We start from the raw sequence: 19,116 nt of genomic DNA on the forward strand, positions 1-19,116 counted from the left end.
CGGCCGGGGACGTGCTCGGGGTCGCACTGGATCGCGACGACCTCGACGGAGGGCGGGAACGCGGCCGCCGCCGTCCTCAGTCGCGACGGCCGCACGCTCGAGCCGATGACGAGGAACGCGACCGACACCCCGCGCGCGCCGCCGCCCGCGAGCCGGCTCACGTCGACGACGCCGAGCGCCGACGGGCTCAGCTCCACGAGCGCCAGGTCGTCGAGCAGTCGGCCCGGGGCGATCGTCGACAGGTCGCGCGTCGCGACGACCGTCCGCTTGGCGAACTCCGGAGTGAGCGCCGAGACCAGGACGGACACCTCCCGCGCGTCGCGGATCGCGCGCGCGCCGAGGCTGCCCGCGACGCTCACGGCGAGCTCGAACTCCGCCTCGGAGGCGAAGTCGATGCTCGCGATGCTCAGCGCGACGACGAGATGGCTGCGGCGGGTCTCCTCGAACTGGCGCACCATGAACGTGCCGGTCTTCGCGGTCGACTTCCAGTGGATGTGCCGGCGATCATCGCCGGGCGTGTACTCGCGCAGCGCGTGGAAGGCGAGATCGCTCGGCGTCAGGTCGCGCGTCGGCTGGCCCTCGAGGTCGCGCACGAGGCCGCTCGACGTCGAGGGGATGTCGATCGTGCGCGGGTGGACGATGATCTCGACCGGATCGGTGAAGGTCACCTCGCGGCGCACGAGACCGATGGGGTCGGCGCGCACCGTGCGCACGGGGCCGAGGATGAGCCGGCCGCGACGCGTCGTCGGCACGGGGATGTCGCGGTCGACCTGGGCGCCGTGCGCGAGGCCGGGCAGGGCGACAGGCACGATCCCCTTCCCCACCGGCACGTCGAGGGAGACGCCGAAGGCGCGACGGCGCGAGGAGTTCGTGACCGCGAGCCGCGCGATCGCCGTGTCGCCGACCGCGACGCGGCTCGGCGGCGTCACGAGGTCGACCGCGAGCGGCGTGCGACCGATCAGGTAGAGCAGCGCGACGAGGGCGAGCGCGGCCGAGGCGACCCCGATGACGACGAGCTCGCGCCAGCCCCAGAGGAACCCGGCGATGAGCGCGAGCGGGGCGAGCGCGGTGAGCGTCCAGCCCACCGGGGTGACGACGGCCGACGCGGCGCGCCGCGCGCGATCGAGGCCGGCCCCGACGGCGCGCGCGATGCGGACGATCGCGACCAGGGCATCCGCCGTCACGCCCGTGCGCGTGCCGACGATGCGCGTGCGCGCGGTCGTCACTGTCGAGGCGAGCGTGCTCTCGTCGACGCCGCGGTGCGCGCGCTCCTCGGTGCGGCCGCGCGTCGCGGTGCGCCTCGAGCGCTCGACGGTGCGGGAGGTCACACGGCGACCCGATCGCTCGGCGGCGGCGTCTCGAGCAGGACCTGGCCCATGACGGACGACGCCGTGACGCCGTCGAACTCCGACTCGGGGTCGAGGATGAGCCGGTGCCCGAGGACGGGCTCGACGAGCGCCTTCACGTCGTCGGGGATGACGTAGTGGCGACCCTCGAGGGCGGCGAAGGTCTTCGCGCAGCGGATGAGCGCGAGGGCGCCGCGAACGCTCGCGCCGAGCCGGACGTCCTCATGGGCGCGCGTGGCCTCGACGAGTCGGGCGACGTAGTCGGTGATGACCGGGTCGACGTGCACCGTGCGGGCCGCGCCGATGAGGTCGCGGACGACGTCGAGGCCGACGACGGGCTCGAGCTTCGAGGCTCGGGGCCCGCCCGCCCCGTCGAGGATGCGGACGGTCGCGGAGTGATCCGGGTATCCGATGGCGGTCTTCATCAGGAAGCGGTCGAGCTGCGCCTCGGGGAGGCGGTACGTGCCGGCCTGCTCGATCGGGTTCTGCGTCGCGATGACGAGGAACGGAGCCTCGACCTCGTGCTCGACGCCGTCGACCGTGACGTGCCCCTCCTCCATGACCTCGAGGAGCGCCGACTGGGTCTTCGGGCTCGCGCGGTTGATCTCGTCGGCGAGCACGATCGTCGCGAAGACGGGCCCCTTGTGGAACGAGAAGTCGCCGGATCGCTGGTCGTACACCGTGATCCCGGTGATGTCGCCGGGCAGGAGGTCGGGCGTGAACTGCACGCGCGTCGTCGTGCCCCGGATGCTCTGCGCGAGGGCGCGGGCGAGCGAGGTCTTGCCGGTGCCCGGCACGTCCTCGAGCAGCAGGTGCCCCTCGCTCAGCATCGCCGTGAGGCTCAGGCGGATCACGTAGCTCTTGCCGAGGAGGACCTGCTCGACGTTGGCCACGATGCGGCCGGCGATGTCGGCGAACCAGCGCGCCTGGTCGGGGGTCATGGTCATTGCGGTGCTGCCTCTCGTCGACGGATGCCCGTTCGGCTCCCAGCCTGCCTCACGGCTCGTAGGTTCTGGTGTAGGCGACCCCGGCGTCGGTCACCGTGATGCTCAGCTGCGCCGTGCCCGCAGGCCCCATCCGCAGCGTGCACGTGCCCGCGACCTGGTCCTCGGCGATGACCTCCCCGCCGAGGCACTGCGTATCGACGGCGTCGTAGGCGGTGCCGGTCACGGGAGTCCAGTCGATCGTGACCTCGCGCTCCGCGGGGGCGGGCGAGGTCTCGGTGAAGACGGGCCGCGCGTCGATGCGGACGGCCGTGTCGACCGCGAACAGCTCGGACCACGCGCCGCACAGGAGCGTCTCGTTCTGCTCGCACGCCTGCACCTGGACCTGGAGTCCGCGGCCGTAGTGGGCGCCGTCGGGGGTCGTGAGGGCGGTCGGCATCGAGACGACGGTCGAGTCCGCTGCGGCGGCGCCGTCGATGACGAGGCGGTAGCGCACGAGGGTCGCCGCACCCGATGAGGTCGCGGCCGACTGCAGCACGACGTCCCAGCGGCCCTCGCCGTTGGCCTGCGGCGCGCTCGCGACGATGCTCGTCACGGCGCCCGGGATCGCGCGCGGCGTCGCGCGGACCTCGGCGCTCGCGGTGCAGCCTTGCCCGTTGTATGCGTAGACCACGACGCGGTACTGCACGTTCGCGGAGAGCCCGTCGATCGTGAGGGCGGTCGCGTCGCCGCCGACGGTGCGCACGCCGGGCGGCGGGGTGTGCGATCGGGAGCCCTCCTCGACGCCGGTGACCGTGCACGCGGGGACCGAGCCGGAATCGCTGATCCACACGTAGTGGCTCTGCACCGCGCGGCCGTTGGGGCTGAACACGCCGGCCCACGACACGCTCACGCTGTGGTCGCTCGTGCCCGTACCCGTCGTCGATCCGGTCGCGCTCGGTGCGCCGACGAGCAGCGGGGGCCCGGCGGGGGTACCCGACCCGGAGGAACTGTTCCAGACGGTGAGGGGGTCGAACGAGTCGTTCCTGGCGCTCACCGAGACGTCGTACGCCGTGCCGTTCGCGAGCGAGGCGTCGACGACGTTGAGCCAGTAGACCGTGCCAGCGGCATCGCTCCCGCCGACCGTGAGCTGGCGGACGACCGGTCCGACGACGACTCGGTATGAGCGGATCGGCGACGCCGAGGCGTCCTGAGCGGGCTTGCTCCAGCCGATCCGGAGGCCGCGGTCGAGCGGCTCGATGCCGACGATCGGCGGGGCGGGCGGCACGAGGTCCGACCACACCGGGTCCGGGAGCGATGCCGGCTCGGACTCCCCCTGCGCGTTGACCGCGACGACGGCGATGCGCACGCGGTTGTCGGGGCCGTTGCCGGGCGTCGGAACGGTGCACGGCGAGAACGCGCAGTCGACGGTCTGGAACACCGATCCGTCGCCCGCGCGCGTGACGGTCGCGCGGAAGCCCTCGATCGGAGCGTTATTGGCGCTCCCCGGCGCCCACGCGATGTCGAGCGAGCGATCGCCGTACGCCTGCACGCGCACGTCGGTGACGGGGTCGGGCACGTCCTGGACCGAGATCCGCACGCTCGCCCACACGTAGCGATCGGGATCGTCGGTCGCATCCGCGACCTGGTACTGGACGGCCGCGTCGGCGGGGGCGGCGCCCGCGGCGACCGTGACGCGCAGGCTCTGCCCGCCGTCCGTCGGCGCGACGTTGACCCCGTCGGGAACTCCCGCACCGTCGAGCCCGCGGATCGCGACGACGCGCAGCGGCTGCTCGGGGAACGGGTTGCCGGCGAGGTCGTTGGCGAGCACGTCGACGACGGTCGTCTCGCCGCGCGGTGCGATCGCGACGTCGTCCGCCGGTCGCGCGAGCGGGCGCGTCGACGGCACGACGAGCACCTGGATGCGCCCGGCGGTGCCCTCGACCGCGTCATCGCGGACCGACAGCGACACCGAGCCCGTGGTGCCCTTCGCCGCGCCGTCGTCGACGCGGATGATCAGGCGCTGGCCCTCGACCCTCGCCGTGAGCCCCGTCGTCGGCCCGCCCGAGATGGCGTAGGCGAGCTCGTCGAGGTCGTCGGGGTAGGGGTAGGAGGTGATGCGCACGAGGTCGATCTCGCGCTCCTGCCCCGGCTCGAGCTCGAGCGAGGCGCCGAGGAGGACGGGTGGCTGGTTCTCGCGCGGCGTCACGGTGATCGGCAGGACGATCGTCGAGACGCGCCCGTCGGGATCCTGCACGCTCGCGCCGTCAGTGACCTCGAAGGAGACCGAGGCGGGGCCGAAGTAGAGATCGGCGGAGGTGAAGCGCAGCGTGTCGTCGTCCACGACGAGCTCGTCGCCGTTGGAGTTGGTCGCCTGCACGGTCGCGCTGTCGGTGAGGCGGACGCCGTCGTCGCCGACCGCGAGCACGTAGTCGTTGATGTCGATCGTGACGGTCTCCTCGCTCACGACCTGGATGCGCGGCGCGCGACGGTCGAGCTGCGGGAAGGCGTCGTCGGTGCCGGGGACCCAGATGAAGGCGTACGCGCGCACGGAGGGGTCGACGGGGTGCCGCACGACGAACGGGATGATCTGCCGGCGCTCGGCGACGTCGACGCGCACGCGCCCGTTCGCGAGGATCCGGGCGCCGCCCTCGTAGCCGTCGACGAGCTCGAGTCCGAGCTCCTCCACCTCGCCCTCGGCGAAGAACACGCGCGCGAGCACGTCGACGTCGACGGTCTCGACCTCGAGGATGTCGGAGAGCTGGAGCACGGTGTCGCGCGCCACGGGCGGCGTGAGCGGGGCATCCTCCTGGACGTTGACCGAGACGAACGCCTGGGATGCTCCGCCCAGCCCGTTCTCGATCGCGTAGACGAATCCGTAGCGGCCCTCGATCGCGGGCGGGGTGATGCGGACGTACTGGCCGTCGACCACCTCGGCCTCGGCCTCGGCGTCGGTCGACTCCACGGCGACCACCTGGAGGGGGGACCCGTCGGGGTCGGTGTCGTTCTCGAGCACGGGGACGAGGACGCTCACGCCCGTGCGCACGGTGACCTGGTCGTCGTTGGCCACGGGGTTGCGCGCGCCGTCGAGCCGCTGGCTGATGCCGACGCGGATGACGCCTGTCGCGCGCGCCCCGATGGCGTCGACGACCGTGTACCGGAAGGTGTCGGTGCCCGAGCTGTAGACGCCCGCCTCGTACTCCAGGTAGTCCTGCCCGGTCTCGACGACCGTGCCCTTCTCGGGCGCGGTCTCCTGACCGATGAGCTGCACCGAGTCGCCGTCCGGGTCCATGCCCTCGACGGGGATGCGGATGCGCACCGTCTCACCCGCGATGACGCGCGCGGTGAGCGTGCGCGGCACGGGCGGGGTATTGGTCGACTCGTCGACCTCGCGCACGCTGATGCGCACGGTCGCCTGCGCGCGCTCGAGCCCGAGCGGCCCGAGGACCTCGTAGACGGCGGTGAACTCGCCCGGCGCGTCGGGCGCGAGATAGCGCAGAGCGTCGCCCGACACGAAGAGCAGGCCCGACTCGCCCTCGAGCCCGAGCGGGAGGTCCGCGCCGAGCGTGATCGGCTCGTCGTCCGGGTGCTCGTCGTTCTCGAGGACGGGGATCGTGACGGCGTCGCCGACCCGGACGATGATCGCGTCGTCGCGTGCGATCGGCGGCTGGATCCGCTCGAGCGCGGGGATCTCGATGACCGTGATCGTCCCGGTCGCCTGCGCGGCGCCGTTGCTGATCACGTAGGCGATCTCGGTCGGGCCGTCGAGCGGCCGGGTGAGCGTGACCCGGACGTCGCGCTGCTCGAGGATCTCGGCGCGGATCCCGCTCTCGGCGGGCACGTCGGTGATCCCCGTGACGACGAGCACGCCGCCGCCGGGGTCGATGTCGGTCGTCGCGACGGCGACGGTCGCGCTGCTGAGGGTGCGGACGAACGCGGTCTTGGGGATGGCGATCGGCGCGGTGCCCGCCGCGGGCGGCGCCGCGACCTCCACTCGGATGACGCCCGTCGCGGTCTGCTCGCCGTCGGTGACCACGTACTCGAGGTAGTGCGTGCGCACCTCCTCGCTCACGAATCGCACGATGCCCCGGTCCAGGCTCGGGGTGATCGTCGCGCCGGGCTTGGCAGGGACCGCGCTCAGCCGGATCGGCCCGGATCCTCCACGCACGTGCGTGAGCGGCTCGATCCGCACCTCCTGGCCGGCGTACGCGAGCACCACGAAGGGGTCGGCGATGATCGGCGTCTGGCCGCTCGGCTGCACGGTGACCGAGAGGGTTCCCGCGCCGGTCGCCGTGCCGTCGGAGACCGTGAGCGCGACCGGGCGGAGCCCGCCGACGCCGCCGAGCTCCTGCACCGTGACCCGCCCGTCGGGCCGGAAGGTCGCGCGATCGGGCGCGGCCATCGTCGCGTCGGCGAGGTAGAGCGGGTCGCCGTCGGGGTCGATCCAGTCGCCGAGCACGCTCGCGGTGACGCTCCCGCCCTCCGCGACGAGGGTCTTCGAGGGGCGCGCCTGCACGGGGGCCCCGTTCTCGAACGGCTCCCTGATCTGCACGCGCACCATCGCGGTCGCCGCGCCGCCCCGGCCGTCGGTGATCGTGTAGGCGAACTCGATCGCCCCGCGCGCGCCGGGCTCGAGAGCGAGCTGCACGAACTGGCCCTCACCGACGATGTCGAGTCGGCCGACCTCGGGATCGAGCGCCTCGACCTGGCTCACGAGGAGGGCGTCGCCGTTCGGATCGGTGTCGTTGAGGAGGACCGGCAACGAGGTCGAGCGCCCCGGCCGCGCGCCGAGCTCGTCGTCGACCGCGACGGGCGGCTGCTGGGCGAGCTCGAGCTCGGGCGGGGTGTCGAGCTGATCGAGCTCGGCCTCCTGCTCGTCCTCCTCCTCGCGCAGCAGCTCGTCCCAATTGTCGATGAGCGCGCCGTCGGTCTGCACGGCCCAGGCCGCGCCCGAGAGGCGGTCGTTGAGCACGACGCGCTCGTCCCGGACGGCGAGCGCGAGGTCCGCTGCCGGAGCGACTCCCGACAGGGACAGCAGCTCGGGCTCGCCGGCGCAGTCGCGCCAGGCGGCGCCGTCGCTCCACGCCGCGAGCAGGCAGCCGCCGACGGCGACGGGCTGGGCGGGGGCGCCGTCGCGCCCCTCCACGAGGGCCCGGGGGCCGCCGCCGTCGAGCGGGACGGAGAGGAGCCCGCCGCGGTGGGCGATGAGGGCAGTGGCGGATGCCGCGTCCGGAGCCGCGAGGACGGGCTCCGAGCCCGTCGGCAGGAGCTCGCTCAGGTCGATGACGCCGCTCTGCGTGTGCAGCAGGCGGGCCGCGGTCTCGAGGACGACCCAGCGGTCGGACGCGATCGAGACCTGCACCGTGTCGTCCGGGTCGATCGCGATGCTCCAGCGTCCCTCGACGGCATCCGGTCGCTCGGGGTCGATGCGGAGGACCTCGCCGCTCGCGGGGGCCACGGCGACGACGCCGTACCGCTCGTCGAGCGCGATCGCCGATCCCTCCCCGAACACGAGGGGCGCGGCGGACGCGGCGTCGAAGTCGCCCAGGAGGAGGCGCGGGACGATCCACGTCTCGCCCGACCCGCCGCTGTGCACGACGGCGGTCCCTCCCTCGATCACGAGGGACGGCTCGTCGGGCGGGAGCGGGACGCTCTCGACGATCTCGGCGCGCGCGGCGTCGATGATCTCCGCGGTAGCGTTCGCCCGATCGACGACGACGACATCGGCGGCCGACTGCACGAGCCGCAGGTCGGCGCCCTCCGACTCGACGACCGTGTCGAGCGCCGCGATCTGCAGGTTCGCCCGCCCGACCGAGCGCTGCTCGCCGTTGGCGACCCACACCGAGCCGTCGTTGAGGTCGAGGCGCTGCACCTCGAAACCGGGCGAGATGATCGCAATCGTCGCGATGACCGCGGCGACGACCGCGGAGCTGGTGCCCGTGATGATGCTCGATCGGCGGGCGCGGAGGAAGCGGCGCATCAGCGGGTCACTCCCCCGCCTCGGCGCACTTCTCGCCGCTCGCATCGCCGACGCGGCCCTCGCGCACGACGCTCACGGTCACGCACACGCGGTCGCCGGGCGCGGCGGCCACGGCGATCTCGGTCGCCCGCTGCACGGTCTGGGCGCCGCCGGCGACCTGCACGCGGAAGGAATCGCCCTCCACGAGACCGGGGTCGGCCCAGGTGAACACGATCGTGCCGCCGTCCTGGGCGGCCTGGATGCCCGTCACGCGCGGGATGGCGTCGTCGCCGCGGAGAGCCAGCATCGTCGCGGCCGCCCCGAGACCGATGACCACGAGCGAGACGATGACGAGCACGAGAGCGGCCGCGCGCGATCCGGAGGTGCGGCGAGCGCCGCTCCCCCTGCCCTGCGTCGAGCTCTCGGCGGAGTCGGCGGAAACGGTGGCCGCGAGCGCGGGGGCGCGACGGCGGCGCCGCGCGGGGCGACCGGCCGCGGATGCGGGGGCGACGGCCTTCACGATCGTCCGGTCGCCGGGGTCGGAGACCGTCGCGAGAGCCCACTCCTCGACCGACACGTCGGCCTGCGTCGGCACGAGCCCCAGCTCGAGCTCGACGCGCTGCAGCTCGCGCACGAGCTCCATCGCGCTCTGCTGCCGCTTGGCCGGGTCGCGCGACATGGCGCGCCGCAGCACGGTCTCGAGCGCCTCGGGCACGTCGTCGCGCCCGATCGCCGGCACGCGCGCCTTCGTGATCCGGCCCATGAGCTCGTCGGAGGTGTTCGGCCCGTCGGCGATCTCGAACGGCGAGCGGCCCGCGAGGAGCGAGTAGGTCGTCGCCGCGAGCGACCACACCTCGCTCTGCACGGTGCCCGGCGTGTGGTCGAGCAGGACCTCGGGCGCCGACCACGGGATCGACATCCCGACCGTGTCGTGGCTCGCCGCGGCGCTCAGCGTCGCCGCGATGCCGAAGTCGGAAAGCACGGGGTGGCCGTAGGCCGTCGTGAGGATGTTCGAGGGTTTGATGTCGCGGTGGAGCACGCCCGCGCGGTGGGCGGTCTCGATCGCGCTGCCGATCTGCACGGCGATGCGCAGCACCTCCGCGACCGGCAGGCGCTCCTTGCGGTAGCGGTCGGCGAGGCGGGCGGAACAGAGCTCCATGACGAGGTACGGGCGGCCGTCGGCCGAGATGCTCGCCTGGTAGACGGTGAGGATCCCCGGGTGGGCGGAGAGCTGGGCCATGAGGTTGGCCTCGACCTGGAACATCTGCCGGACGTTCTCGGTCACGACGTCGGCGAGCATGACCTTGACCGCGACGTGCCGCCTCGGCATGTTCTGCTCGTAGAGGAAGACGTCGGCGAAGCCGCCCGACCCGAGCAGGCGGATGTGCGTGAAGCCGGGCAGGATCGGCGGCTCTGACGGTCGGCGACGTGCCACGGATTCCCCCCTCCCCGCTCGAGTCACCCTCAGTGTAGGAGCAGGTCGGCGCCCTCCGTCGACGCGTCGCCGGGTTGTGACGACTTCGGAACGACCGGTCTCAGTCCACCGACTCGGGGGCCCGGACGACGTCGACCACGATGATCGTGATGTTGTCGCGGCCGCCCTGCGCGAGCGCGGCGTCGACGAGCGCGTTCGCGGTCTCGCGGGCGCTCAGGCGCGCGGCGAGGTGGAGGCGGAGCCGCTCGGACGGCACCTCCTTCGTGAGGCCGTCCGAGCACAGCAGCAGGCGCATCCCCGGCTCGAGCGGGATCCGTGCGAAGTCGATGTCGGGCTCGGTCGAGAAGCCGACGGCGCGGGTGATGACGTTGGCCTCGGGGTGGCTGTCGGCGTCGGCGGCGGCGAGCTGGCCCGAGTCGACGAGCTCCTGCACCATCGAGTGGTCGGTCGTGATCTGCCGCAGCTCGTTGCCGATGAAGCTGTACACGCGCGAGTCGCCGACGTTGAAGACCGTGAGAACGGGCCGGCCGTCGTGCATCGTCAGGGCGACGCCCGTGACGGTCGTGCCGATGCCGCGGTCCTCCTCGTCGAGCTCGTGGATGTCCCACGTGGCCAGGCGCAGCGCCTCCGCGATCGCGTCGCTCTCGACGAAGTCGCCGTCGACCGCGGCCTGCAGCCGGCGCACGACCGAGTCGGAGGCGCGGTCGCCGTGCGCATGGCCGCCCATGCCGTCCGCGACGGCGAAGAGCGGGACGTCGGCGAGATAGCTGTCCTCGTTGGCGGCGCGGCGGTAGCCGGTGTGGGTCACGCCGTGCCACGACAGCTCGACGACCTCCCCGCGGTGCGGGAGCGCGACGACGTGGCGGACGGTGCTGCGGCCGAGCGCGGTCACGAGGTACTCCGTGGGGGCTGAGGACGGTCGACCGCCATGACGACGATGTCGATCCCGTCGCCGAGGGCGATGGTCGAGTCGGGGAGCACGACGCACGACTCACCCGGGCGGAGCCGCAGCTGCGGCCCCGTCGGCAAGTGTACGACGGTCCCGTTGCTGGAGCCCAGATCGGTCACGACGACCGACTCGCCGAGCTGCTCGATGCGCGCGTGCCGCCCCGAGACGCCCTGCCGGTCGGCGGGAACGACGATCCGACGCGGGGCCGGGATCTCGGGCACGCGACTCGCTCCGGGACGACGCCCGATCACGACGGGCAGATCGAGGGGCACCGGATGCTCGACTCCGGGCACGCGCAGGGCGAAGTCGGCGTGCTCGCCGATCGCGGGCGCCTCCCCCGCACCGTCTAGCGCGCTTCCGGGGTCGCCCGGTCGCTGCGGCAGGAGCGAGTCGAGCAGGAGGACGGGGCGGTCGGCGACCCGGCTGCGCGAGGGCAGGAACGGCTCGACGAGGCGGATGACGGTGTCGTCCCCGGGGGGCTCGTCGCCGTGCGGCTGGGGCGCGGCCGAGGGCGGGCCGGGATCGGAGCCGTCGGCGCCGGGAGCCCGGCGCCGGATCACGGTGTCGGCGGCATCCCCCTCGAAGTCCCCCATGCCGACCACGCTACCTCTCGCGCGTCACTCGCCGAGGTAGGTCATCACGTGCTTGAGGCGCGTGTAGTCCTCGAAGCCGTAGTGCGAGAGGTCCTTGCCGTAGCCGGAGTGCTTGAACCCGCCGTGCGGCATGTCCGAGACGAAGGGGATGTGGGTGTTGATCCACACGCAGCCGAAGTCGAGATCGCGGCTCAGGCGCATCGCGCGGGCGTGGTCGTTCGTCCACACCGAGGCGGCGAGGGCGTACCGCACGCCGTTCGCGAGCGCGAGGGCCTCGGCCTCGTCACGGAAGGTCTGCACCGTGAGCACGGGTCCGAAGATCTCCTCCTGCACGGCCTCGTCGTCCTGGCGCATGCCCGTGACGATCGTGGCCTCGTAGAAGTAGCCGCGCTCGCCCTGGCGGCGACCGCCGGTGACGATGTCGGCGTGGGCGGGCAGCCGGTCGACGATGCCGCTGACCCGCTCGAGCTGGCCGGCGTTGTTGAGGGCTCCGTAGAGGATCCCCTCCTCGCTCGGCGCGCCCGTGCGCCCGTGACTGCGCGCGCGCGCGGCGAGCGCCTCGACGACCGCGTCGTGCACCGACTCGTGCACGATGACGCGCGTCGCGGCGGTGCAGTCCTGCCCGCCGTTGAAGTACCCCGCGAGCACGAGGCCCTCCGCGACCTTATCGGGGTCGGCGTCGGCGAACACGATCGCCGGGGCCTTGCCGCCGAGCTCGAGGTGCACGCGCTTGAGGTCGCTCGCTGCCGACTTCGCGACCTCCATGCCGGCGCGCACCGATCCGGTGATCGCGACCATCTGGGGGGTCGGATGCTGCAGCAGGGCCGCGCCCGTGCTCCGGTCGCCCATGACGACGTTGAGCACGCCCGCGGGCAGGAACTCGGCGGCGACCTCCGCGAGCCTCAGAGTCGAGAGCGGAGTCGTGTCGCTCGGCTTGAGCACGACCGTGTTGCCGGCCGCGATGGCGGGCGCGATCTTCCACACCGCCATGTTGAGCGGGTAGTTCCACGGCGTGACCTGGCCGATGACGCCGATGGGCTCGCGGCGCACGTACGAGGTGTGCCCGGCGAGGTACTCGCCGGCCGAGCGGCCGTCGAGGTCGCGCGCGGCGCCGGCGAAGAAGCGGAGCTGGTCGACCGACTGGTCGATCTCGTCGGCGACGAGGGTGGCGCGGGGCTTTCCGGTGTCCTGCGACTCGAGATCGGCGAACTCCTCGGCGCGCTCGGCCACGGCGTCGGCGAGGCGGAAGAGGGCGAGCTGGCGCTCGGCGGGCGTCGTCCGGCCCCAGTGCGCGAACGCGCGATCGGCGGCGCGGTAGGCCTCGTCGATCTCCTCGGGCGTGCTGATCGGGGCGCGGGCGTACACCTCCTCCGTGGCGGGGTCGATGAGGTCGATGCCGGCGTCGGCGCGGCTGGGGACGGCCCGGCCGTCGACGACGTTGCTCAGGGTGGGAACGCTCATGCCGGAACTGTAGCGCCCGAATCGCGCGGATTCCAGACGAATTCGACGGAATCCGTCGCGCGAATCGCCTTCACGGTGCGGATTCACTTGAATTCGACGGCGAGCACTGACAGAATCGCTCCATGGCAGCCCGCTCCAAGCCCGTTCAGCTCGATGACGTCTCGAAGGCGATCATCGAGCAGCTCCAGGACGACGGGCGGCGCTCCTACGCCGAGATCGGCAAGGCGGTCGGCCTGAGCGAGGCGGCCGTCCGTCAGCGGGTCCAGAAGCTCACCGAGTCGGGCGTCATGCAGGTCGTGGCCGTCACCGATCCGATGCAGCTGGGCTTCTACCGCCAGGCGATGATCGGCATCCGGGTGGCCGGCGACACGACCTCGGTCGCGGAGGCGCTCGCGCGCATCCCGGCCGTCGACTACGTCGTCCTGACCGCCGGGAGCTTCGACATCATGGCCGAGGTCGTCTGCGAGAACGACGACGACCTCATCGATCTGCTCAACAAGCAGATCCGCGGCATCGACGGCGTTCAGACGACCGAGACGTTCGTCTATCTACGACTGCTCAAGCAGTTCTACAACTGGGGAACACGATGACACTCTTCACCCGAAGCAAGAAGAAGAACAAGACCGAGGCGCCCGAGGCGCACGACGCCCACGGCGCCCCGGCCGGCGGCGAGCTGCCCGGCTCGATCGGAGCGGCGCGCGAGGCCGAGCTGCAGACCATGGCGCGCGACCACCTCTGGATGCACTTCGCCCGCCAGTCGGGAATGGAGTCCGGCGCGGGCGTGCCGATCATCGTGCGCGGCGAGGGCCATCACGTCTACGACTCGCACGGGAACAAGTACATCGACGGCCTCTCCGGCCTCTTCGTCGTGCAGGTCGGTCACGGGCGCGAGCGCCTCGCCGAGGCGGCCCGCAAGCAGGCGGAGGAGCTCGCGTTCTTCCCGCTCTGGTCGTACGCGCACCCCACCGCGATCGAGCTCGCCGACCGCCTCGCCGACTACGCGCCGGGCGACCTGAACCGCGTGTTCTTCACCACGGGCGGCGGCGAGGCCGTCGAGTCGGCCTGGAAGCTCGCGAAGCAGTACTTCAAGCTCACGGGCAAGCCCATGAAGCACAAGGTCATCTCGCGCGCGATCGCCTATCACGGCACGCCGCAGGGCGCGCTCGCGATCACGGGCATCCCCGGCATGAAGGAGATGTTCGAGCCGCTCACCCCCGGCGGGTTCCGCGTGCCGAACACGAACTACTACCGCGCGGAGGAGATGGGCTTCCACGGCTCGCTCGAGGAGTTCGGGCAGTGGGCCGCCAACCGCATCGAGGAGGCGATCCTCTTCGAGGGCCCCGATACCGTCGCGGCGGTGTTCCTCGAGCCCGTGCAGAACTCGGGCGGCTGCTTCCCGCCGCCCCCCGGCTACTTCGGGCGCGTGCGCGAGATCTGCGACAAGTACGACGTGCTGCTCGTGAGCGACGAGGTCATCTGCGCCTACGGCCGCATCGGCGAGATGTTCGCGTGCACCGCGCTCGGCTACGTGCCCGACATCATCACGAGCGCGAAGGGCCTCACGAGCGGCTACTCGCCCCTCGGCGCGATGATCGTGAGCGACCGCCTGTACGAGCCCTTCAAGCACGGGCAGACGGCGTTCTACCACGGCTACACCTTCGCCGGGCATCCGGTCTCGGCCGCCGTCGCCCTCGAGAACCTCAACATCATGGAGGAGGAGGGCATCCTCGAGCACGTGCGCGAGAACTCGCCGAAGTTCCGGGCCGCGCTCGAGCGCCTCAAGGACCTCCCGATCGTCGGCGACGTGCGCGGAGAGGGCTACTTCTTCGGCATCGAGCTCGTGAAGGACAAGGAGACGAAGGAGACCTTCTCCGACGACGAGGCCGAGCGCCTGCTGCGCGGCTTCCTCTCCAAGGCCCTCTTCGACGCCGGGCTCTACTGCCGCGCCGACGACCGCGGCGATCCCGTCATCCAGCTCGCTCCCCCGCTCACGATCGGCCCCGCCGAGTTCGACGAGATCGAGGGCATCCTGCGGAAGGTGCTCACCGAGGCGTGGACGCGCCTGTAGCCGACGGCTCGGCCGACCACTCGGCCGAGCACTACCGCGGACTCAGCCACTGGCACGCGACGGCCGGCGACGACCTCTCGCCGCGCCCGTCGCTGCCCGGCGACATCGACGCCGACGTCGCGATCATCGGCGCGGGGCTCACCGGCCTCTGGACGGCCTACGAGCTGCAGCGGCGCGACCCCGGACTGCGCATCGCGCTGCTCGAGAAGCGCATCGCGGGATTCGGCGCGTCGGGCCGCAACGGCGGCTGGGTCTCGGCGCTCTTCCCCCGCTCGACGGCGTCGCTCGCGCACGTGCACGGGCGCGCGGCCGCGATCGCCATGCGGCGCGCGATGATCGGCACGGTCGACGAGGTCGGTCGCGTCGTCGAGGCCGAGGGCATCGACGCGCACTACGTCAAGGGCGGCACCGTCGTCTTCGCGCGCTCCGAGACCCAGTGGGCGGATGCCCGGGCCGAGGTCGAGCAGGCGCGCGCCTTCGGCGCCGACGCCCTCGAGCTCTGGGGCCCCGAGCGCGTGAGCGCCTCCGACGCGCGCGGCGCCGTCTACGACCCGGCGTGCGCGCGCGTGCACCCCGCGCGGCTCACGCGCTCGCTCGCGCGCATCGTCGAGCGGCGCGGCGCCACGATCTTCGAGGGCACCGAGGTCGCCGCGTGGGCGCCGGGGGTCGTCGAGACGGCTCGCGGGCGCGTGCGCGCTCGGCACGTGATCGCGGCCCTCGAGGGGTACGGGGCGACGGTCGCGCAGTCGCGCCGCCGCATCCTGCCCCTCTACTCGCTCATGATCGCGACGGAGCCCCTGCCTGCCGCGGTGTGGGACGAGATCGGGATCGCGCACGGGCAGACCTTCGCCGACGGCCGCCATCTCGTCATCTACGGGCAGCGCACGGCGGATGACCGCATCGCCTTCGGCGGGCGGGGGGCGCGGTACCACTTCGGCAGCGCCATCCGGCCCGAGTACGACCGCGTCGACGGCGTCTTCGACCACCTGCGCCGCACTCTGCACGAGCTGTACCCGCAGCTCCCCCCGCTCGAGATCAGCAGCACGTGGGGCGGACCGCTCGGCGTGCCGCGCGACTGGCACGCGAGCGTCGTCTACGACCCCGAGACGGGCGTCGGCTCGGCCGGCGGCTACGTCGGCGACGGCCTGGCGACGACGAACCTCGCCGGTCGCACGCTCGCCGACCTCATCACGGGCGCCGACACCGAGCTCACGCGTCTGCCGTGGGTCGGGCACCGGTCGCCGTCGTGGGAGCCGGAGCCGCTGCGGTTCCTCGGCGCCAACGCGGGCCTCGTCGCGATGACGAGCGCCGACGTCGAGGAGCGCCTGACGGGCCGCCGCTCGCTCATCGCGCGCGCGATGGCCCCGCTCGTCGGCCACTGAACCGCTCCCGCCCAGCGCACGCGCAGGAGGCTCGGAGCAAGCGCCCCTACTCTGCGATGCGGAAGGGAGGGCTGCATGACCGATACGCGCACCGCGGCGACGACGACGCAGATCGCCGACCGCTCCGGAGTCCGCTCCGGGCTCGTGCTCCTCGGATTCCTCTCCCTCGCCCTCATCATCGGCCTCGTCGGCTCGGTCATCTCCCAGCCCGCGATCGACGGCTGGTACGCCGACACCGCGAAGCCCATGTGGACTCCCCCGAACGCCGTCTTCGGCCCGGTCTGGACGATCCTGTACGGCGCGATGTCAGTCGCCGCATGGCTCGTCTGGCGCCGACCGGCCTCGAACGACCGCACGCGAGCCCTCACCGCGTACGGCGTGCAGCTCGCGCTCAACGCGATCTGGACTCCGGCCTTCTTCGGCCTCGGCTCGCTCATCGGCGGCCCCGGGCTGTGGATCGCGCTCGGCATCATCGTCGCCCTCGACTTCGCCGTGCTCGCGGCGATCATCCGCTTCGGCGACGTCAGCCGCATCGCCGCCGCGCTGCTCGTCCCCTACTGGCTGTGGGTGCTGTACGCGACGACACTCAACGCCGCGATCGCGGTGCTCGCCGGCTGAGCCCCTCGCCGCGGGTAGCGTGAGGGCGTGACCCCGACGCCCGCCGCGCACCGCCGCCGGCCGCGCGCTCGCGGCGGCAGGGGCATCCTCATCGGGCTCGCTCTTCTCGCGATCGCCGCGCAAGGAGTCGTCATCGCGGGAGCGGGATGGGCGGTCGCGAATCCGCGCGTCGTCGCCGATCGCGTGACGGTGCTCACGACCGAGCTCGACCCGGTGGTCGCCGACTACGCGGTCATGGCCGGCATCGGCGAGGAGGGCGTGGACCTCCTGCACGCGAGCCTCACCGCGATCGTGCCCGCGGAAGACTTCGACGAGTACTGCTCCTCGGACGAGCCGGGCATCGGCGTGCTCGGCTGCTACACGCTCGACGACGGCCGCATCTATCTCTACGACGTCGAGAACCCCGACCTCGCCGCGCTCGAGCCCGTCGTCGCGGCGCACGAGATGCTGCATGCCGCGTGGGACCGCCTGACGGCGACCGAGCAGGATGCCCTGGCCCCGCTCCTCGAGGAGGCCTTCGCCGCGCTCGGCCCCGACCACGAGCTCGTCGAGCGCATCGCCGCGTACGAGGCGCAGGATGCGCGCTCGCGGATCCCGGAGCTCTACGCGATCGTCGGGAGTGAGATCGTGGCCGTGCCCGCCGCGCTCGAGGAGCACTACGCACGGTACTTCGCCGACCGCTCGGCGTCGGCCGCGCTGACCGCTCAGGTGAACGCCGTGTTCGCCGACCTCGAGGCGCGGCTCACCGCCCTGAGCGACGAGCTCGAAGCCCTCGGCGTGCGCATCGACGCCGAGCAGGCCGCCTACGACGTCGACGCCGCCGCGCTCGAGGTCGAGATCACGACCTTCAACGCGCGCGCGGCCGAGCCCGGCGGCTACACGAGCCAGTCGGTGTTCCTGCGCGACCGCGACGCGCTCGTCGCGCGGCAGCAGGAGCTCGATGCGCGCCTGCAGGCGACCAACGCCCTCGTCGCGCAGTACAACGCGCTGCTCGAGGAGCTCGACGCGCTCAACGCCGAGGCCGACGACCTCAATCGCTCGATCAACGGCGAGCTCGTGCCGATCGAGGAGCGGGACGGGGTCGAGGCGCCCACGGGCGGCTGAGCGCCCCGGCGCCGGGCGCCGCGGCCGGCTCGTCAGTAGCTCGTCAGCACGTCGTTCGTCGGGAAGATCCGCTCGATCTCGGCGAGATCGTCGGGGGTGGGCTGCCACGCATCCGCTGCCGCCGCGTTCTGCGCGATCTGCTCGGGCGTCGTGGCACCCGCGATGACGCTCGCGATGGCCGGGCGGCTCAGGAGCCACGCGACCGTGGCCTCGAGCATCCCCACCCCCCTGCTCTCGCAGAAGGCCGCGTAGGCCTCCATGCGGTCCCAGGGCGCGTTCTCGACGATGTGGGGGCGCTGGCGCATGATGCGGGAGTCGCTCGGGCCGCCGTCGCGCGTGAACTTGCCCGTGAACAGCCCGTTGTACAGCGGGAAGTAGGGCAGAAGGCCCACTCCGCGGGCGGTCGCCGCCGGCAGCAGCTCGCGGTCGGCGCCGCGCGTCAGGAGGCTGTACTCGTTCTGCGCGGAGACGAAGCGCTCGTGGCCGTGAAGCTCGGCCACGAGGTCGGCCTCGACGAGCTGCCACGCGGCGAAGTTCGAGTGGCCGAAGTAGCGGATCTTGCCCTCGTCGACGAGCTCGTCGAGCGCCGCGATGGTCTCCTCGATCGGGGTCGCGGGGTCAGGCGTGTGGAACTGGTAGAGGTCGATCCAGTCGGTCTGCAGTCGGCGCAGGCTGCCCTCGACGGCGAGGCGGATGTAACGGCGCGAGCCCTTCGCGCCCCAGTGCGGGATGGGGCTCGCGTAGTCGGCGTGCCCGAACTTCGTGGCGAGGACGACCTCGTCGCGGCGGCCCTTCAGGGCCTCGCCCATCATCGTCTCGCTGCGGCCGTAGGCGTAGCCGTAGATGTCGGCGCCGTCGAGCAGGGTGATCCCCGCGTCGAGCGCGGCGTGCAGCACGCGCGTCGTGCCCTCCTGCGACTCGGTCGCGCTGCCGGGGCGGCCGAAGTTGTTGCAGCCGAGCCCGATCGTCGACACGCGGAGGCCCGAGCGGCCGAGGGTGCGGTAGGTCATCTCGCTCATGCCTCCATCCTGGCGCAGTCGCCCGGGAGCGCGGCCCGCCGCTCCTCCCCAGCCGTGCTCCTCCGCGCGCTCGTCCCCCGCGTCCGATTCCCGCCGGTCGGGGATGCCACGGGCGATTAGCCTGTCGACATGACGAGCACCACCGCCCCCGCCGCCCCTCCCGCCGCCGCGCCCGCCCCTGCCGGCGCCTCCCCCGCCGCCCCGCCCGCGGCCGGTCGGCTCGTGGTCGAGTCGCCGCTCGGCCGCATCCTGCTCGTCG

At 72.7% G+C, this 19,116-nt stretch carries 13 protein-coding genes; 5 read left to right on the top strand and 8 right to left on the bottom strand.

All coding sequences use genetic code 11. From position 1 onward, the window contains the following. The 7 genes from Q7T15_RS10365 to Q7T15_RS10395 form a co-directional block, all read right to left on the bottom strand. Positions 1 to 1,328: DUF58 domain-containing protein (locus Q7T15_RS10365; RefSeq protein ID WP_304695978.1), on the bottom strand; the 1,328-nt coding region annotated here is incomplete at its 3' end. Then, the gene (locus Q7T15_RS10370; RefSeq protein WP_304695980.1) at positions 1,325 to 2,293 is read right to left on the bottom strand and encodes a MoxR family ATPase; all 969 of its coding nucleotides are present in this window, start codon (positions 2,291 to 2,293) and stop codon (positions 1,325 to 1,327) included. The genes Q7T15_RS10365 and Q7T15_RS10370, both read right to left, overlap by 4 nt. Positions 2,294 to 2,342: 49 nt before the next feature. Continuing rightward, entirely contained in the window at positions 2,343 to 8,249 is a 5,907-nt protein-coding gene (locus tag Q7T15_RS10375) for an Ig-like domain-containing protein (protein WP_304695982.1), read from the bottom strand. Positions 8,250 to 8,256: 7 nt separating this feature from the next. Then, positions 8,257 to 9,663 carry a serine/threonine-protein kinase gene (locus Q7T15_RS10380; RefSeq protein ID WP_304695984.1) on the bottom strand — a complete coding sequence of 469 codons (1,407 nt, stop codon included), beginning with the start codon at positions 9,661 to 9,663 and terminating at the stop codon, positions 8,257 to 8,259. Between the two features lie 100 nt (positions 9,664 to 9,763). After that, complete coding sequence (locus tag Q7T15_RS10385) at positions 9,764 to 10,555, bottom strand: PP2C family serine/threonine-protein phosphatase (protein ID WP_304695986.1); 792 nt, start codon at positions 10,553 to 10,555, stop codon at positions 9,764 to 9,766. Further along, positions 10,552 to 11,205, bottom strand: a complete 654-nt coding sequence (locus Q7T15_RS10390) for an FHA domain-containing protein (RefSeq protein WP_304695989.1) — start codon at positions 11,203 to 11,205, stop codon at positions 10,552 to 10,554. The genes Q7T15_RS10385 and Q7T15_RS10390 overlap by 4 nt, the downstream gene beginning before the upstream one ends. A 24-nt stretch (positions 11,206 to 11,229) precedes the next feature. Further along, positions 11,230 to 12,666 carry a gamma-aminobutyraldehyde dehydrogenase gene (locus Q7T15_RS10395; protein ID WP_304695991.1) on the bottom strand — a complete coding sequence of 479 codons (1,437 nt, stop codon included), beginning with the start codon at positions 12,664 to 12,666 and terminating at the stop codon, positions 11,230 to 11,232. Between the two features lie 122 nt (positions 12,667 to 12,788). On the opposite strand from Q7T15_RS10395, the gene Q7T15_RS10400 reads away from it, so the two are divergent. The 5 genes from Q7T15_RS10400 (at position 12,789) to Q7T15_RS10420 (ending at position 17,838) form a co-directional block, all read left to right on the top strand. Further along, on the top strand, positions 12,789 to 13,256 hold the full coding sequence (locus Q7T15_RS10400; protein WP_055860422.1) for an Lrp/AsnC family transcriptional regulator: 468 nt from the start codon (positions 12,789 to 12,791) through the stop codon (positions 13,254 to 13,256). A 128-nt stretch (positions 13,257 to 13,384) separates the two neighbouring features. Then, on the top strand, positions 13,385 to 14,734 hold the full coding sequence (locus tag Q7T15_RS10405) for an aspartate aminotransferase family protein (protein WP_304696002.1): 1,350 nt from the start codon (positions 13,385 to 13,387) through the stop codon (positions 14,732 to 14,734). Beyond that, the gene (locus tag Q7T15_RS10410; RefSeq protein ID WP_304695994.1) at positions 14,719 to 16,116 is read left to right on the top strand and encodes an FAD-binding oxidoreductase; all 1,398 of its coding nucleotides are present in this window, start codon (positions 14,719 to 14,721) and stop codon (positions 16,114 to 16,116) included. Before Q7T15_RS10405 ends, Q7T15_RS10410 begins: the two co-directional genes overlap by 16 nt. A 75-nt stretch (positions 16,117 to 16,191) precedes the next feature. Further along, on the top strand, positions 16,192 to 16,734 hold the full coding sequence (locus Q7T15_RS10415; protein WP_304695996.1) for a TspO/MBR family protein: 543 nt from the start codon (positions 16,192 to 16,194) through the stop codon (positions 16,732 to 16,734). A gap of 27 nt (positions 16,735 to 16,761) precedes the next feature. Beyond that, positions 16,762 to 17,838, top strand: coding sequence for a hypothetical protein (locus Q7T15_RS10420; RefSeq protein ID WP_304695998.1), 1,077 nt, complete (start codon positions 16,762 to 16,764; stop codon positions 17,836 to 17,838). 32 nt (positions 17,839 to 17,870) lie between these two features. Here Q7T15_RS10420 and Q7T15_RS10425 read toward each other — a convergent pair whose 3' ends face one another. Next, entirely contained in the window at positions 17,871 to 18,857 is a 987-nt protein-coding gene (locus tag Q7T15_RS10425; RefSeq protein ID WP_304696000.1) for an aldo/keto reductase, read from the bottom strand. Positions 18,858 to 19,116 lie beyond the last annotated feature (259 nt).

This window comes from Microcella sp., assembly GCF_030645145.1.
In the GTDB taxonomy this organism is placed as follows: Bacteria; Actinomycetota; Actinomycetes; order Actinomycetales; family Microbacteriaceae; genus Microcella.

Excerpts from the sequence above, each read along its gene's own strand:
- Q7T15_RS10370 (WP_304695980.1), bottom strand. The coding sequence starts at position 2,293 with ATGACCATGACCCCCGACCAGGCGCGCTGGTTCGCCGACATCGCCGGC.
- Q7T15_RS10375 (WP_304695982.1), bottom strand. The coding sequence starts at position 8,249 with ATGCGCCGCTTCCTCCGCGCCCGCCGATCGAGCATCATCACGGGCACC.
- Q7T15_RS10390 (WP_304695989.1), bottom strand. The coding sequence starts at position 11,205 with ATGGGGGACTTCGAGGGGGATGCCGCCGACACCGTGATCCGGCGCCGG.
- Q7T15_RS10395 (WP_304695991.1), bottom strand. The coding sequence starts at position 12,666 with ATGAGCGTTCCCACCCTGAGCAACGTCGTCGACGGCCGGGCCGTCCCC.
- Q7T15_RS10400 (WP_055860422.1), top strand. The coding sequence starts at position 12,789 with ATGGCAGCCCGCTCCAAGCCCGTTCAGCTCGATGACGTCTCGAAGGCG.
- Q7T15_RS10405 (WP_304696002.1), top strand. The coding sequence starts at position 13,385 with ATGGCGCGCGACCACCTCTGGATGCACTTCGCCCGCCAGTCGGGAATG.
- Q7T15_RS10415 (WP_304695996.1), top strand. The coding sequence starts at position 16,192 with ATGACCGATACGCGCACCGCGGCGACGACGACGCAGATCGCCGACCGC.
- Q7T15_RS10425 (WP_304696000.1), bottom strand. The coding sequence starts at position 18,857 with ATGAGCGAGATGACCTACCGCACCCTCGGCCGCTCGGGCCTCCGCGTG.